This window comes from Cryobacterium shii, from assembly GCF_004402595.1.
GTDB classification, from domain to species: domain Bacteria; phylum Actinomycetota; class Actinomycetes; order Actinomycetales; family Microbacteriaceae; genus Cryobacterium; species Cryobacterium shii.
The window spans coordinates 118,649-134,862 of record NZ_SOFY01000014.1; the positions used below are offsets into that span (position 1 = coordinate 118,649).

A 16,214-nucleotide genomic window follows, 5' to 3' on the forward strand; every position below is an offset into this window, starting at 1 on the left:
GGCTGGCGGGATGAAGCCTCGTCGCATTCTCGTCACCGGCGCCACCGGATACATCGGTGGCCGTCTGGTTCCCATGCTGCTGGAATCCGGGTTCGAGGTGCGAGTTCTCGTGCGCTCGCCGCAGAAGCTCAAGGACGTGCCCTGGGCGGGGCAGGTGGAGGTGGTCGAGGGTGACCTCGGGGACCTGGACTCGATGCGGGCCGCGTGCGCCGGCAGCGACGTGCTCTACTACCTCGTGCACTCCATGGGCACGCGCGGCGATTTCGAGCGCACCGAGCGCACGGCGGCCCGGAATGTGGCGACCGCCGCCGCCGAGGCCGGCGTGTCCCGCATCATCTACCTCGGCGGGCTGCACCCCGACACCGCCGAGCTTTCCCAGCACCTGCGCTCGCGCGCCGAGGTCGGCCGTATTCTGCTGGAATCCGGTGTGCCCACGGCTGCGCTGCAGGCCGGCGTAGTGATCGGCTCCGGCTCGACCTCGTTCGAAATGATCCGCCACCTCACCGACGTGCTGCCGTATATGCCCGCACCGCAATGGGTGCGCAACAAGATCCAGCCGATCGCCGTGCGCGACGTCCTCTACTACCTCGTCTCCTCGGTGGACCTGCCGGCGGACGTCAACCGCACGTTCGACATCGGCGGCCCCGACGTTCTCCGCTACGGCCAGATGATGAACGGCTACGCCCTCGAGGCCGGCCTGCGCCAGCGCCCGATCGCCTCGCTCCCCGTCTTCACTCCGTGGCTGGCCTCGCAGTGGGTGAACCTGGTCACCCCCATCCCGCGCAGCCTGGCCGTGCCCATCATCGCGTCGCTGCAGAACGACTGCGTCGTCCACGAGCGCGACATCGATGAGTACATTCCGCGACCGAAGGATGGCCTCACTCCCTACCGCACGGCCGTTCGGCTTGCCCTCGGACGCATGCGCGACGGTGACGTCGAGACCAGCTGGCGCAACGCGTCGATCGAGGGCGCGTCCAGCAACCCGCTGCCGAGCGACCCGGACTGGGCCGGACACCTCGTCTACACCGACCTGCGAGAAAAGCACACCGACGCGAAGCCGGCCGACCTGTGGCGTGTGATCGAGAGCATCGGCGGCGACAACGGCTGGTATTCCTTCCCACTGGCCTGGGCGGTGCGCGGCTGGATGGACAAGATCGTCGGCGGCGTGGGCCTCCGCCGCGGCCGCCGCAACCCCGACCACCTGCACACCGGGGACGTGCTCGACTTCTGGCGGGTCGAACAAATCGACCGAGGCAGGTTTCTGCGCCTGCGGGCCGAGATGCGGGTTCCCGGTCGGGCGTGGCTGGAGATGACCGCCGAGCCGGCACCGGACGGCGGCTCGATCTACCGGCAGCGAGCGGTCTTCTTCCCGCGCGGCCTGGGCGGACGCCTGTACTGGTTCTCCGTTCTCCCGTTCCACGGCGTGGTGTTCAGCGGGATGGCCAACCGCATCACCGCTGCCGCGCTCGGGGAAGCGGCGCAAGCCGTCACGACCGACGCCGTCCAGACGGATGCCCGGAGCAGGGCGGACCCGGCATCCGTTGCCGCGCTGCCCGTCGAACCCTGATATCACCCGCAGGGGCTGGCCGCCTCGGCCCGGCGGATGCATGATGGAAGGGGTGCGAGGGAGGCAGCCATGTCGGGATCTGTGGTGTTCATGGGAGGCGCACTGACCGCGAGCGGCCAGTGGGCGGAGTGGCTCCCCGAGTATGAGGTGCGCAATTTCGGCGTCAGCGGGTACACCACCGACGAGGTCGTGGCCGGCGTCGACGCGGTCATCGAGCTTGAGCCGGATGCGGTCGTGGTCGGGGCGGGAACGAACGACTTGGGCTGGCGCCGGTCAGACGAGTACATCGTGCGCAACCTGGAGACGGTGATCTGCGCGCTGCGCAAGGGGTTGCCGGGCGCGCGCCTCCTGGTCGTCTCGGTCCCGCCGCGGGAACGCGACTTCGCAAACACCCTCCGCTCGATCAACCGCCATCTGCGCCAGTTCGTGCCGACTCAGCACGCGGCCTTCCTGGACCTCTGGCCCCGGCTGGCCCAGCCCGACGGGGAGATCGACGTCAGCTTCTCCGACGATCGCCTCCACCTCAACGCCGACGGCTACGCGGCCTGGGCCAGTGAACTGCAGGCGGCGCTCGAGGCGATCTTCGAACGGCCGCCGTCGAGCACGGCGATCCCGATCTCGCACGTGTGACGGTACCGGGTGGCAGCACCGGCGCGGACGGGCGTCACCTGTTGTTGTTGAGTTCGAACACCTTGAGCAGCTCCGCGATGGCCGTGTCCCGCTCCTCGCCGCCGGCTTCGAACATCTGCGTGACGTGGGTCTGCAGGTGGTTGTCGACGATGAGTTTGTTAAGCGAGCCCAGAGACTTCTGAATCGAGAGGGACTGGGTGAGGATGTCGATGCAGTACTCCTCGTTCTCGATCATCTTCTCGAGGCCGCGCATCTGTCCCTCCAGGATGCGGGCACGGTGCAGGGCACGCCGTTTGATGTCTTTGATCATGCGTTCAGAGTACCGTGATGGGGCATACCCCGGAGGGGTATGTTTGTGCCGTCGCGGATGCGGGGCCGCTGAGTAGAGTGGGCGCATGCGCCGATCGGTCCGTTTCCTGCTCATTGCCGCGCTCGGCGGCCTCACCCTGGGCGGCCTCGCCGCTCCGGCGGCTGCCGCGCCCGCCATCGTGGCCACCGACACCTCGGACTTCACGTTCGACTCGTGGCACGCCGATTTCCGGCTCGGGCTCACCGGCGACGGCCACTCCGCGCTGACCACCACCGAGACGATCGTCGCCCGCTTCCCGGAGTCCGACCAGAACCGGGGCATCCGCCGGGCCATCCCCACCCACTACGACGGGCATCCGACCGACCTGACCCTGGTCAGTGTGACCGACGAGAACGGGCGCCCGCGGGCGACCGAGACCGAGACCACCGACGTCGACGGTGACCAGTTCCTCGAGGTGACCATCGCGGCCGAGGACTACGTGCACGGCGCGAACACCTACGTGATCGAGTACCGGCAGGTCGACGTCACGCTTTTGCCGACGGATGCCGCGGCCCCGGAGTTCTACTGGAAGGCCAACGGCACCGGCTGGACGCAACCCTTCGGCGACGTTTCGGCGACCCTCACGGTGGCCCCGGACCTGGCACCCCGCTTGACCGGCCAGTCGGCGTGCTACCAGGGCGGCGTCGACTCCGGCGAGCCCTGCGCGGACCTGACCGAGACCAGCGTCGACGGCGCCACGGTGATCGACGCCTCCGCCGGCAGCCTCGGCCCCTACCAGGGGCTCACCGTGTCGGTCGCTTTCGAGCCCGGCACGTTCGTGCCCCGCGACCAGTCGTTCACGGCGAACCCGTTCCCCGGCATCGGCCTCGGCGCGCTGCTGCTCGGTCTGGTCCTGGCGGCGGTGGCGGCCGTCGCCCGGGCCACCCGGTGGCGTTCCGCGCCGGGGCGGCCCACCATCATCGCGGAGTACCTGCCGCCGAAGGGCGTGAACCTGCTTCAATGCGGCGACGTGGCCCGAGCGTCGGCGAAGGCGATTACGGCCCAGTTCCTCAGCTTCGCCGTGCGCGGGAATCTGCGGGTGCTCGAAGGAACGGGCAAGAAGCACTACCTGCTCGAGCTGCGGCACGCGCAGGGGCTCGACCCGGCCGAGAAAGCGGTGCTCCGGCTGCTGTTCCCGGGGCTGCACGAGGGCACGCGCCGGGACCTCAAATCGAAGGACACCGTGCTGGGCAAGGGCCTGACGAAGCAGCTCCAGGCCGTCAGACAGCAGGTGCTGACGGACGGGCTGCGGGAGAAGAAGGGCGGCCGGCTCCGCGGCTGGCTGCTCACTGGCGCCCTGTTGACCGGGGTCATCTGCGTCGCTGGCAGCATCGGTGGCCTCGTGACCGAGGTCGGCGGGGCCTGGCCGGCCGTGATCCTGATTTTCGGGGCGCTGGTCTCCATCGCGACCATCGCGCTCGCCGCCAGCGTGCGGCCGCTCACCCCGGCCGGCGCCGAACTCCGCGACTACCTGGCGGGCGTGCGGCTGTACATCGGCGTCGCCGAGACCGAACGGCTGCGGGTGCTGCAGAGCCCCGAGGGAGCGCTGCGGTCGCCCTACCGGCCGGATGCGGCATCCGTTCTCGGCCCGGACGTCGTCCGGGATGCCGCGCTCGACCCGGCCGATCCGCTGCAGGTGCTCAAGCTCTACGAGCGGCTGCTGCCCTTCGCGGTTCTCTTCGGCCAGGAGACCGCGTGGTCGCAGGTGCTCGGCGACTACTACGCCCGGAGCGGCTTGGAGCCGGACTGGTACGCTGGCTCCGCCCCGTTCAGTCCGGTCTGGTTCGCCGCCGGCCTGAACTCGTTCTCCAGCTCCACCTCGGCATCCTGGTCGGGGAGCGCCTCGAGTTCCTCCAGTTCCGGTTCGGGCGGGGGAGGCTCGGTCGGCGGGGGCGGCGGCGGTGGCGGAGGAGGAGGAGTCTGATGGGCACCCCGGTCGAACCCACATTCAGTCGTTCCGCGCTCGCGCCCGGCCTGCTCGGCGCCGTCATCCTGCTCGGCGGGCTGGCCCTGCTGGACTCGGAAAGCTACATCATCATCCGGTACGCGGTGAGCATCCTCGCGCTGATCATCTGCGTCTTCGCCGTCCAGTCGAAGGCGTACCTGTGGCTGATCGCGCTCGTGCCGATCGCCGTGCTGTGGAACCCGATCGTCGTGATCGAGCTGCACGGCCAGGGCTGGGTGTCCGCCCAGTTCATCGCCGCCCTGGTCTTCATCATCGTCGGCGTCAGAACCAAGGTGCCGGTGCATCAGTAGGGACCCGCGGGCGTAGACTGGCCCCACGCCGCGAAAGCCCGCTGACCGCCTCGACCGTGCTGCCACACTGACCGGCTGCCACATCGAGAATGCGGGCGCACGAATCTCGGTGCCACTAATGTCGGTGACACGATGCTTGATCAGGCCTCGGCGTATCGATCGCACCGGTATCCACGGATGCCGCACCACGTCGAGCACGGTTCTCTTTGCCGCGCTGCTGTGAAGTTGGAGAAGAATGGCATACACCCGCCACCAGGCCGCCGGTTCGAATACCCGTGCCGCCGCCGGAGGTCGCCAGCGGCAGCGACCCCGTTCCCGTGACGATGACGCCCCCATCATCCCGATCCTCGCCCGCAAGGTGCGCGAGGTCGAGGCGAAGGCGCAGACCGGCGCGAAGCTCGGCCCGACCAACCGCACCAAGTACCAGGTCATCGCGCTGCTCATGCGCGAGGAGCGCGCCCGGGTCAAGGGCGACAAGGAACTCACCGACGCCAACCGCGCCGAACTCCTCAAGCGCCTCGACGGGATCGCGCAGATCCTGGCGAAGACCGCGGCACGCGACACCAGCCTGATCACCCTGCTCGAACCCGACGCGGGGGTGTCCACGGTCGCGCAGCGGTTCCGCCGCGACTGGCTGATCGAATCCGGCGCCGAGCTGTCCCCGGACGAGCTCATCATCACCCGGGAGCCCGAAGCCAAGCCCGAGATGCCGGTCAACCAGGTCATCCCGCAGTCGGTCAAGGCCCGGCAGCTGGCCAACCCGTTCCTCGCGCCCGATTTCAGTGCCGCGCAGGCTCCGCCGGTCGTCTCCGGCCGCCGTCTCGCCAACTGGGAGCTGATCGGCTCGCTGTTCAAATCCTTCGAGTACGGCTCCGGCGGCCAGGCCGCCAGCATGGACCTGCCCGAGGCGCCCCGCGTCGACCGGCTTTCGCCTCGCGGCATGGAGCTGATGCGTCACCAGGCCCGGTTCGTCGAAAGCGCGCGCCTCGGCCACCGCAGCTACCTGCTCGCCGACGAGCCGGGACTCGGCAAGACGGCGCAGAGCCTGCTCGCGGCATCCGTCAGCGGGTCATACCCGCTGCTCGCCATCGTCCCCAACGTCGTCAAGATGAACTGGGTCCGTGAGGTGGAACTGTGGACGCCGAACCGCCGGGCCACCGTCATCCACGGTGACGGCGACACCCTCGACGCGTTCGCCGACGTGGTCATCGTCAACTACGACGTTCTCGACCGGCACCGCACCTGGCTCGGTACCCTCGGGTTCAAAGGCATGGTCGTCGACGAGGCGCACTTCATCAAGAACCTCCAGTCCCAGCGGTCCAAGCACGTGCTGGCCCTGGCCGAGCAGATCCGCCGCCGCACCCCGGGAGGGAACCCGCTGCTGATGGCCCTGACCGGTACGCCGCTGATCAACGACGTCGACGATTTCCGTGCGATCTGGCAGTTCCTGGGCTGGATCGACGGCGACAAGCCCACCGCCAAGCTGATGGCCAGGCTCGAAGCCATCGGGCTGACCCCGGCGGATTCCGGCTTCTACTCCGCGGCGCGCGCCGCCGTGATCGACATGGGCATCGTGCGCCGCCGCAAGGTCGATGTCGCCGCCGACCTGCCGGCCAAGCGCATCGCCGACCTGCCGGTCGAGCTGGACGACGACCTCGGGCGCTCCATCCGCCAGGCCGAACGCGAGCTCGCCGCCCGCCTGGTCACCCGGTACCACTCGCTCGTGGCCGCCCGCCACCCGGGCCAGACGCCGCCGGTGCTCGACGGCGAGCAGAGGGCCGCTTTCGTCCGCGCCGTCGCGCACGCCGAACTCGAGGAATCGAAGGGGCAGAGCACGGGGGAGAACGTCTTCACCATGGTGCGCAAGATCGGCCAGGCCAAGGCCGCCCTCGCGGCGGACTACGCCGTGCAGCTGGCACACTCGGTCGGCAAGGTCGTGTTCTTCGCCAAGCACATCGATGTGATGGATGCCGCGGAAGACATCTTCGCTCGGCGCGGCCTGCGCACGGTGTCCCTGCGCGGGGACCAGACCGCCCTGGCTCGCCAGGCGGCCATCGACGCCTTCAACGACGACCCGGGGGTGGCCGTCGTGGTCTGCTCCCTGTCCGCCGCCGGCGTCGGCGTCAACCTGCAGGCCGCATCCCACGTCGTGCTCGCCGAGCTCAGCTGGACCGCGGCGGAACAGACCCAGGCCATCGACCGGGTGCACCGGATCGGCCAGGACGAGCCGGTCACGGCCTGGCGGATCATCGCCGCGCACACGATCGACGCGCGCATTGCCGAGCTGATCGGGAGCAAGCAGGGCCTCGCCGCCCGAGCCCTCGACGGCGCCGAGGAAGAAATCTCTTCCGCTGACTCCGTGCAGGCCAGCGCACTGATCTACCTGCTCACCCAGGCGCTCGACGGGGAGCTGTAGGAAGCGCCCCTCACCGGCGTTGATTTGAAACCGGGCCCACCTCGGGTCCATCATGAGGAGGCGGTGAAGGCGCCGAACATGATCGCTCGCAACAAGGAGTAACCACAAATGAAAATAGGTATCCTCACCAGCGGTGGAGACTGCCCCGGACTCAACGCCGTTATCCGCGGTTCCGTACTCAAGGGAGTCCGCGTCCTCGACGCCGAATTCGTTGGCATACGCAACGGCTGGAAAGGCCTTGTAGAGGGCGACTTTATGACCCTGGACCGCCACAGCGTGCGTGGTCTCTCCCGGCAGGGCGGAACGATCCTGGGCAGCTCCCGGACGAACCCCTTCGAGGGTGAACGCGGCGGTCCCGTTAATATCCAGAAGACGATGGACGCGGAGGGCATCGACGCGATCATCGCGATCGGTGGCGAGGGAACCCTTACCGCCGCGCGTCGTCTGACGGATGCCGGCATCAAGATCGTCGGCGTCCCCAAGACGATCGACAACGACCTCGAGGCCACCGATTATTCGTTCGGGTTCAACACGGCGGTCGAAATCGCCACTGAGGCCATCGACCGGCTGCGCACCACCGCCGAGTCGCACGGCCGGTGCATGATCGTCGAGGTGATGGGCCGCCACGTGGGCTGGATCGCACTGCACTCCGGCATGGCCGGCGGCGCGCACGCCATCCTGACCCCGGAGCAGCCGCAGACCATCGAGCAGATCTGCGAGTGGGTGCTGCACGTGCGTGACCGCGGTCGTGCACCCGTGCTGGTCGTCTCCGAGGGCTTCAAGCTCGCCGGAATGGAACAAGCGCTCTCGACCAAGGGCCTGGACGCGTTCGACCGTCCGCGCCTCGGCGGCATCAGCGAAATGATCGCCCCGATGATCGAGGAGCGCACGGGCATCGAGTCCCGCGCCACCGTGCTCGGCCACACCCAGCGCGGCGGGGCCCCGTCGGCTTACGACCGCGTGCTCGCGACCCGCCTCGGCATGGCCGCGGTCGACGCCGTCTTCGCCGGCCAGTGGGGTTCCATGGTATCGCTGCGCGGCACCGACATCGAGATCGTCAGCATCGCCGACGCGACCATCGGCCTGAAGACCGTGCCGCAGGCGCGGTACGACGAGGCCGCTGTGTTGTTCGGCTAAACCCGCACCACGAGCTGCGGGGCCCCGGATCTGATCCGGGGCCCCTCAGCTCGTTAAGGCGTGGTCAGGGATTCAGCGAATGCCGGACGTCAGGCGAGTTTGGCCTGCACCTGGGCCAGCGACGGGTTCGTGGCGCTCGACCCGTCGGGGAAGAGGATGGTCGGCACGGTGCGGTTGCCGTTGTTCAGGCTCATCACGAGTTCCGAGGTGCCCTCGACCTCCTCCACGTTGACCTCGGTGTAGCCGATGCCCACCTTGTCGAGCTGCGACTTCAGGCGCGAGCAATAGCCGCACCAGGTCGTGGTGAACATGGTGATGGTTCCGGATGCGGGCACGAAGTTCATCTCAGCAGCCTAATACGATGGAATCATGTCCCTTCCCCAGGTGTGCGTCTGCTATCTCACCCGTCGCACCCCGGCGGGAGACCTGCAGGTGCTGCTCGGCCGCAAGAAGAAGGGTCTGGGCCTTGGCAACATCGTCGGCCTCGGCGGCAAGCTCGAGCCGGGGGAGACGGCCGTGCAGGCGATGGTCCGGGAGATCGAGGAGGAGTCCGGCCTGGTCGTGACGGCATCCGTGCTCACCCCGATGGGTCTGCTGACCTACCTGTTCCCGCACCGGGAGGCCTGGAGCCAGGAGTCGAGCGTGTTCGTCTGCACGGAGTGGACGGGGACCCCGCGTGAGTCGGACGAGCTGAACCCGGAGTGGTTCGATGTGGCGGCCCTGCCCGTTGACGAGATGTGGGACGACGCCCGGCACTGGCTGCCGGGCGTGCTCGCCGGAATTCCGGTGCGGGCCACCTTCACCTTCGGGGCAGACCTCGCGACGGTGGTGGACCAGGGCCTGGTTTGCGCTTTGAATTGACCCGCCTGCCCCCGAGTGTCAGGATTGTTCCTGCTTTGCAGCTTGAGATAACCCCGGCTGTCGTACACCCAGAGAAAGACGCCGGTGGATTTCACCCTGATTGTCGCGCTCGTCATTGCGCTGGCCCTGATTTTCGACTTCACCAACGGTTTCCATGACACCGCGAACGCCATGGCCACCCCCATCGCAACCGGCGCCATGCGGCCCAGGGTCGCCGTGGGATTGGCGGCCATCCTCAATCTGGTCGGCGCGTTCCTGTCCACGGAGGTCGCCAAAACGATCTCCGGCGGCATCATCAAGGAAGGTGACGGCGGCGTCCAGATCACCCCGGAGATCATCTTCGCCGGCCTGATCGGCGCCATCGTCTGGAACCTGCTCACCTGGCTGCGCGGTCTGCCGTCCAGTTCGAGCCACGCCCTGTTCGGCGGCCTGATCGGCGCCACCATCATCGGCATCGGCTCCCAGGCCGTGGCCTACGACGTCGTGCTCGCCAAGGTCATCCTGCCCGCCCTGATCGCCCCGCTGACGGTCGGTGTCGTGGCGTTCCTGGCCACCAGGCTGGCCTACTTCATCACCCGCCGTGACAGCGGCAAAGCGGATGGCCGCGGCGGCTTCCGTTACGCCCAGATCTTCTCCTCCTCCCTGGTGGCCCTGGCTCACGGCACCAACGACGCCCAGAAGACCATGGGCGTCATCACCCTCACCCTGATCGCCAGCGGGATGCAGGACGTGGGCACCGGCCCGCAGCCGTGGGTCATCATCGCCTGCGCCGTCGCGATCGCGATCGGCACGTACAGCGGCGGCTGGCGCATCATTCTCACCATGGGTCGCGGTCTCACCGCGATCAAGCCGGCCCAGGGCTTCGCGGCGGAGACCAGCACCGCCGCGACCATCCTCGCGTCCAGCCACCTCGGTTTCGCCCTCTCCACCACGCAGGTCGCCTCCGGGTCCGTCATCGGGTCCGGCATGGGCCGACGCGGCTCGACCGTGCGCTGGGGTATGGCCGGGCAGATCGTGCTCGGCTGGGTGCTCACCCTGCCGGCCTCGGCCATTATGGGCGCATTCGCGGCCGGGCTGGCTCTGCTGGGCCCGATTGGCATCGTCCTCGACCTGGTCCTCGGTTCCCTCCTCGTCGCCCTGCTGTTCCGCCGGTCCCGCGCCACCCGGGTCACACACGACAACCTGCACGACATCGACGACGCCGGGCGCGTCGTGAAAATCCGGAAGACCCCCCGCAAAGTCTCCCGCACGGACCGGAAGAAGGTCGCGCTGTGATCGATTGGGCCGCATTCTTCGTCGTGGCGTTCGCGTCCCTCGTCTCGTCCGCGGTCGTGGTGAGTCTCTACTCGCTCGGCCTGCGGCTGCTCACCACCGCCGGACGCGTTCCGGTCGTCGAACCGGCCGAGTTCACCGGCGCCATCACGGTGCTCACCCCCAAGCGGGCCGCGAAGGAGGCCAAGCGCGCGCGTAAGGCCGCCGCCACCCCGCTGACCCGAGGCCAGAAGAAGGCCGCCGTGCTGGGCGCCTACGCCTGTTTCGTCCTGTGCGCCGGGGCGGTCATCTTCGGCGTCTACCTGATCGTGCCCGCCCTGCACGGCTAGCCGCTCCGCCTCGCTGCCGCGCTCCGCCTCGCTGCCGCGCTCCGCCCCGCGCTGGGCTGTCCCCGCCCCAGTGCCCGTTCCGGTCGAGAGTGCCCGTTCTGCCGGTCACTCTCGACCGGAACGGGCACTGTCGCGTGCCGCACGGGGCCTGGCGCGGTAGCTGCGCACCGTCGTGCGGGAGCTGCGCGGTAGCTGCGCCCTTTCGCTGGTGGCACGCCGCGCGCGAAGCGGCGCAGCACGCGCGTGGGTGCCGGCGCCGACCGGCCGAAGGGTGACTCTCGGGTCCTGGCCNCAGCACGCGCGTGGGTGCCGGCGCCGACCGGCCGAAGGGTGACTCTCGGGTCCTGGCCGGAGGACGGCTCTCGGCATCCGTGGACCGGTTTCGTGGCAACGGATGCCGCCGCGACCCCGGTGTGCTGCTCGCGGCGCACCCCGGGGCTCGGGGCTCACGGTGGAGCCTGCGCCGCGAGCGGGAACGTGAGCCGTGAGCCGCGAGCCGGACCGGAGCCCGTCGCATCCGTCTGAGCTCGAGCGGTGGACACTCGCTGCCGTGTGAGAGTGCCCGTTCCGGTCGAGAGTGCCTACTGTGCCGGTCACTCTCGACCGGAACGGGCACTCTGGACGCGCGCGGGAGGTGCGCCCCTTCGCGGGTGGTGTGCCACGCGCGTAGCGGCGCTGCACGCGCACCGGAGCACGAGCATGTGCGCGGGGAACCGAGACGACTGCGACTGCGGCAGCGGCAGCGGCAGCGGCTGCCGCGGCAGCTGCGGCGGCGGCTACCTCGTGGTGCCGCGCACCCTGGCTACCCACGTCATCAGGTGGTAGATCACGATCGCGGCCACCGTTCCGAGCGCGATGCCGTTGAAGCTGAGGGTGCCGGCCGTGAAGGTGTAGTCGGCGATGCCGATGATCAGCGCCGTGGCGGCGGTGAACTGGTTGACCGGCTTGCTGAAGTCGACCTTGTTGTCGAGCCAGATCTTGACGCCGATGATGCCGATCAGTCCGTACAGGGCTGTGGTCACGCCGCCGAGGACGCCCGCCGGGATGGTGTTGATGACCGCCCCGATCTTGGGGGAGAGGCCGAGCAGGATCGCGACCAGGCCGGCCACCCAGTAGGCGGCGGTGGAGTAGATCCGAGTGGCGGCCATGACGCCGATGTTCTCGCCGTACGTGGTGGTGCCCGACCCGCCGCTGAAACCGGCGAGCATCGTGGCCAGGCCGTCGGCCATCAGGGCGCGGCCCGTGAGGTGGTTCACCTTCGCATCCGTCATCTGGGCGACGCCCTTGATGTGGCCCACGTTCTCGGCCACCAGCACGAGCACGACGGGCAGGAAGGCGGGCAGGATGCCCAGCGCGGCGGCGGGGTTGTCGAGCGGGTTCATGGCCGAGGTGAACTGCGGCAGGCCGATCCACGCCGCCTCGCCCACGCCGCTGAAGTCGACCTCGCCAGCAACGACGGCGGCGATGTAACCGACGACCACGCCGATGAAGATCGACAGCCGGCCCAGGATGCCGCGGAACAGCACGGTCGAGAGGATGACGGCCGCGAGCGTGATGATCGCGGTCAGCGGGGCCAGGGCGAAGTTCGACTTCGCGACCGGGGCCAGGTTGAAACCGATCAGGGCGACGATCGCGCCGGACACCACGGGGGGCATCAACGCGTCGATCCAGCCGGTTCCGGTCAGTTGCACGACCAGACCGATCAGGGCCAGGAGCAGACCGACCACGATGATGCCGAACAGGGCGCTGCCCATGCCGGCGGTGGCGGTGGCGGCCGTGATCGGGGCGATGAAGGCGAAGGAGGAGCCGAGGTAGCTGGGCAGCCTGTTCCGCGTGATCAGCAGGAAGAGCAGGGTGCCGATGCCGGAGAAGAGCAGGGTCGTGCTGGGCGGGAAGCCCGTCAGCAGCGGCACCAGGAAGGTGGCTCCGAACATGGCCACGACGTGCTGGGCGCCGATCCCGATGGTGAGCGGCCAGTTGAGGCGCTCACCGGGGCCGACGACATCGGTGGCTCCGACCGTTTTACCGTCGCCGTGCAGGGTCCAGGGCAGAGCCATTGTTTCTCGTTTCCATGTCGTTCGTAGTTCCGATCGTAGTGAAGAAATAGGATCGGACGGTGATACCAAGCGCACAACCGACTCGCACCGACCCCCTCGAGGTACGAGTAGGGGCCGGTGTGGTGCGGGGGGTCCGCGAGCGCGGCGTGCGGGCCTGGCGGGGGATTCCGTATGCCGCGGCCCCGGTGGGGCAACTCCGTTTCCGGGCACCGCAGCCGGCCGGGTCGTGGCCTGGCGTGCGGGACGCCGGGTCCTTCGGCCCCGTTGCCACTCAGAGCCACCGCGGCCAGTTCATCGGCGCGCACCCGCGCATCCCGCAGAGCGAGGACTGCCTGAACCTCAACGTGCTCGCACCCGACGAGCCCGACGCTTCGGTGAAGCAGGCCGGCCCGGCAGGCCGCCGCCCGCTGCGGCCGGTGATGGTCTTCGTGCACGGCGGGGCCTACAGCGTGGGGTCCTCGCGGGAAGTGCCCCGGCAGGGCGAGGGCCTCGTGCGCCGGGGCGGCATCGTCTACGTCAGCATCAACTACCGCCTGGGCGCGCTCGGCTACCTCGACTTCAGTCGGTATTCCACGCCGGAACGGCCGTTCGAGAGCAACCTCGGGCTGCGCGACCAGGTGGCGGCCCTCGAATGGGTGCGGGACAACATCGCGTCCTTCGGTGGCGACCCGGATGCCGTCACTCTCTTCGGCGAGTCGGCCGGCGGCAACGCCGTGACCACCCTGATGACCGTTCCCGCCGCCGCCGGGCTGTTCCACCGCGCCATCGCCCAGAGCGCCCCTCCGAACGCCGTCTACTCGCCGGAGATCACCGCCGAGTGGGCCGGCGACTTCGTCAGCCTCCTGGCCCGGCGGAGCGGCGCGGCCGGACAGGCGGACCCGGGGCAGCCGGCGCCGGACCCGGCGGCCCTGCTCATCGCGGCGGATCCGGCGCGGCTGGCCGAGGCGACCACCGACCTCACCCGGCGCGCGCCCGACCGGTACCCGGGCACCATCCCGCTCTCGCCCGTCATCGACGGCGACTTCCTGCCCGAACGCCCGCTTGACGCCTTCCGCGACGGGCGCGCGCACCGGGTTCCGCTGATCATCGGCACGAACGCCCGCGAGGGATCCCTGTTCAGCGGGCGGATCGACATCCTCGCCACCACGCCGAAGCGAATCAGCGCCGTCTTCGGCAACACCCGCAAGAAGGCGCGGAAGGCCCTGAAGGCGCAGTACCCCGGCATCCCGGCCCTCCGCCCCGCGCTGGACTTCGGCGGCGACTTCTCGTTCTGGTACCCGAGCGTGCGGGTGGGGGAGCGTCACTCGCGCTATGCGCCGGTGCATTTCTACCGGTTCGACGCCGCCCCGCGGCTGCTGCGGGCGATGGGGCTCGACGCCACCCACGGGCTCGAGCTGTTCCCCCTGTTCGACCGGCTCGACGGCTGGCCCGGCCGCGGCATGACGGCGCTCGGCGGGCGGCGCCAGTTCCAGGCGGTGGGCAGACGGATGCAGGACTGGTGGCTGGCCTTCGCGGCCACCGGCAGTCCGGATGCCGCCTGGCCCCGCTACGACGAGGTCGACCGCCAGACCCTGATCATCGACTCCGTCGACCGGATCGAGTCCGACCCGCTCGGTGGCCGCCGACGCGCCTGGGGCGCCTTCGTCCCGCACATCTGAGCCGCCGGCCGGCGGACTCGCGGGAATCCGGACGGTCTCCGGGGCCGTAAACTGGAGAACTGAGAATCAGCTGAGTCGGCCACCAGGAGAACCCCATTTCTGAAACAGAGACCCACACGTCATCCAACCCTGCCCCGAAGCCGGACACCCCGGCCACGGGCGCCGAGAAATCGGGCTCCGAGAAATCAAGCGCCGAGAAATCGGGCACCCGCGCCCGGCTCGACCGGTACTTCGAGATCACGGGGCGCGGCTCCACCTGGGGCCGGGAGATCCGCGGCGGCCTGGTGACGTTCGTCACGATGGCCTACATCGTCATCCTCAACCCGCTCATCCTCGGCGGCTTCAGCGCCGACCAGGCCGCGGTCGACGTGGCCGGCGGATGGCTGCCCAACGCGCAGGTCGCCGCGGTCACCGCCCTCACCGCCGGCGTCATGACCATCCTCTTCGGCGTCATCGCCCGGCTGCCGTTCGGCTTCGCCGCCGGCCTCGGCATCAACTCCTTCCTGGCCGTGAGTGTCGTGGGCCAGGTGACCTGGGCAGAGGCCATGGGCCTCGTGGTCATCAACGGCCTGATCATCGTGCTGCTGGCCTCGACCGGTCTGCGCGAACTCATCTTCAACGCCGTTCCCCGCCAGCTGAAGATCGCCATCACGGTCGGCATCGGCCTGTTCATCGCGTTCATCGGGCTGGTCGACTCCGGCTTCGTCCGCTCGAGCGGCACGGCCTCGCCGCCGGTGCAGCTGGGCGAGAACGGCTCCGTCGTGAGCCTGCCGACGACCGTGTTCGTGATCGGCCTGATCATCCTCGGCATCCTGGTCGCCCGCAAGGTCAAGGCCGCCCTCCTGATCGGCATCGTCGCCACCACTCTGATCGCCGTGATCCTGGAGGCCATCTTCAAGGTCGGCCCGTCGCTCGGCCAGAACCCGAACGGCTGGAACCTGAACGCGCCGGTCGTGCCGACCTCCATCGTGTCCCTGCCTGACCTCAGCCTGGTCGGCCAGGTCAGCTTCGGCGCATTCGAACGGATCGGCGTGCTCGCCGCGCTGATGCTGGTCTTCACGCTCGTCTTCACGAACTTCTTCGACGCGATGGGCACCATGACCGGCCTGGCGAACGAGGCCGGGATCGCCGACGACAAGGGCAACTTCCCGCGTCTGAAGTCGGCCCTGATCGTGGAGGGCGTCGGCGCCGTCATGGGTGGTTCCACGTCCGCCTCCTCGAACACGGTGTTCATCGAGTCCGGGGCCGGCATCGGCGAGGGGGCGCGCACGGGCCTGGCCAACGTGGTGACGGGGCTTCTGTTCCTCGCCGCCATGTTCTTCACCCCGCTCACCCAGATCGTTCCGCTCGAGGTGGCCGCGGCCGCCCTCGTGATCGTCGGCGCGATGATGGTGTCCCAGATCAGGTTCATCGACTTCTCGGACTTCTCGATCGTGCTCCCGGTCTTCCTGACCATCCTCGTGATGCCGCTGACCTACTCGATCGCCAACGGCATCGGGGCCGGCTTCATCAGCTGGGTGCTGGTGCGCTCGTTCTCCGGCAAGGCGCGCGAGATCAGCCCGCTGCTCTGGATCGTCGCGGCCGGGTTCCTGGTCTTCTTCGTGCGCGGCCCGATCGAGGCGCTGCTCGGCGCGTAGGCAGACACGTGGGGCAGGGGTGCGGCGAGCCGTACCCCTGCCCCG

General features: G+C 69.2%; 14 protein-coding genes. 11 read left to right on the forward strand and 3 right to left on the reverse strand.

All coding sequences use genetic code 11. The annotated features are described in order from the left end of the window. Window positions 1–10: 10 nt before the first annotated feature. Together E3O49_RS18155 and E3O49_RS18160 are read left to right on the forward strand one after the other, a co-directional pair. Complete coding sequence (locus E3O49_RS18155; RefSeq protein WP_134367573.1) at window positions 11–1,567, forward strand: SDR family oxidoreductase; 1,557 nt, start codon at window positions 11–13, stop codon at window positions 1,565–1,567. A 69-nt stretch (window positions 1,568–1,636) separates the two neighbouring features. Then, window positions 1,637–2,197 carry a GDSL-type esterase/lipase family protein gene (locus tag E3O49_RS18160; RefSeq protein ID WP_241976008.1) on the forward strand — a complete coding sequence of 187 codons (561 nt, stop codon included), beginning with the start codon at window positions 1,637–1,639 and terminating at the stop codon, window positions 2,195–2,197. A gap of 34 nt (window positions 2,198–2,231) precedes the next feature. On the opposite strand, the gene E3O49_RS18165 is transcribed toward E3O49_RS18160, so the two are convergent. After that, on the reverse strand, window positions 2,232–2,507 hold the full coding sequence (locus tag E3O49_RS18165) for a metal-sensitive transcriptional regulator (RefSeq protein WP_134367569.1): 276 nt from the start codon (window positions 2,505–2,507) through the stop codon (window positions 2,232–2,234). 85 nt (window positions 2,508–2,592) lie between these two features. Here E3O49_RS18165 and E3O49_RS18170 point away from each other — a divergent pair, with 85 nt between their 5' ends. The 4 genes from E3O49_RS18170 to E3O49_RS18185 all read left to right on the forward strand — a co-directional run bounded on the left by E3O49_RS18170 (window position 2,593) and on the right by E3O49_RS18185 (window position 8,355). Next, the gene (locus E3O49_RS18170) at window positions 2,593–4,470 is read left to right on the forward strand and encodes a DUF2207 family protein (RefSeq protein WP_134367567.1); all 1,878 of its coding nucleotides are present in this window, start codon (window positions 2,593–2,595) and stop codon (window positions 4,468–4,470) included. Next, window positions 4,470–4,802 carry a DUF6804 family protein gene (locus E3O49_RS18175; protein ID WP_134402947.1) on the forward strand — a complete coding sequence of 111 codons (333 nt, stop codon included), beginning with the start codon at window positions 4,470–4,472 and terminating at the stop codon, window positions 4,800–4,802. Before E3O49_RS18170 ends, E3O49_RS18175 begins: the two co-directional genes overlap by 1 nt. A gap of 235 nt (window positions 4,803–5,037) precedes the next feature. Next, the gene (locus E3O49_RS18180) at window positions 5,038–7,218 is read left to right on the forward strand and encodes a DEAD/DEAH box helicase (protein WP_134367563.1); all 2,181 of its coding nucleotides are present in this window, start codon (window positions 5,038–5,040) and stop codon (window positions 7,216–7,218) included. A gap of 108 nt (window positions 7,219–7,326) precedes the next feature. Next, a complete protein-coding gene (locus E3O49_RS18185; RefSeq protein ID WP_134367561.1) occupies window positions 7,327–8,355 on the forward strand; it encodes a 6-phosphofructokinase in 1,029 nt (342 codons plus the stop codon). Window positions 8,356–8,444: 89 nt separating this feature from the next. Here E3O49_RS18185 and E3O49_RS18190 read toward each other — a convergent pair whose 3' ends face one another. After that, window positions 8,445–8,699, reverse strand: coding sequence for a mycoredoxin (locus E3O49_RS18190; RefSeq protein WP_134367559.1), 255 nt, complete (start codon window positions 8,697–8,699; stop codon window positions 8,445–8,447). Between the two features lie 25 nt (window positions 8,700–8,724). On the opposite strand from E3O49_RS18190, the gene E3O49_RS18195 reads away from it, so the two are divergent. The 3 genes from E3O49_RS18195 (at window position 8,725) to E3O49_RS18205 (ending at window position 10,817) form a co-directional block, all read left to right on the forward strand. After that, window positions 8,725–9,216 (forward strand): 8-oxo-dGTP diphosphatase, encoded by a 492-nt coding sequence (locus E3O49_RS18195; RefSeq protein ID WP_134367558.1) that lies wholly within the window; start codon window positions 8,725–8,727, stop codon window positions 9,214–9,216. A gap of 84 nt (window positions 9,217–9,300) precedes the next feature. After that, a complete protein-coding gene (locus tag E3O49_RS18200) occupies window positions 9,301–10,491 on the forward strand; it encodes an inorganic phosphate transporter (protein ID WP_134367556.1) in 1,191 nt (396 codons plus the stop codon). After that, complete coding sequence (locus tag E3O49_RS18205) at window positions 10,488–10,817, forward strand: peptidase (RefSeq protein ID WP_134367554.1); 330 nt, start codon at window positions 10,488–10,490, stop codon at window positions 10,815–10,817. The genes E3O49_RS18200 and E3O49_RS18205 overlap by 4 nt, the downstream gene beginning before the upstream one ends. Window positions 10,818–11,593: 776 nt before the next feature. On the opposite strand, the gene E3O49_RS18210 is transcribed toward E3O49_RS18205, so the two are convergent. Then, complete coding sequence (locus tag E3O49_RS18210) at window positions 11,594–12,874, reverse strand: uracil-xanthine permease family protein (RefSeq protein ID WP_134367552.1); 1,281 nt, start codon at window positions 12,872–12,874, stop codon at window positions 11,594–11,596. A 59-nt stretch (window positions 12,875–12,933) separates the two neighbouring features. Between E3O49_RS18210 and E3O49_RS18215 the strand changes: the two genes are divergently transcribed. Both E3O49_RS18215 and E3O49_RS18220 read left to right on the forward strand, forming a co-directional pair. Continuing rightward, window positions 12,934–14,532 carry a carboxylesterase/lipase family protein gene (locus tag E3O49_RS18215; protein ID WP_134367550.1) on the forward strand — a complete coding sequence of 533 codons (1,599 nt, stop codon included), beginning with the start codon at window positions 12,934–12,936 and terminating at the stop codon, window positions 14,530–14,532. 299 nt (window positions 14,533–14,831) lie between these two features. Further along, a complete protein-coding gene (locus E3O49_RS18220; protein ID WP_370262221.1) occupies window positions 14,832–16,169 on the forward strand; it encodes an NCS2 family permease in 1,338 nt (445 codons plus the stop codon). Window positions 16,170–16,214: the final 45 nt, after the last annotated feature.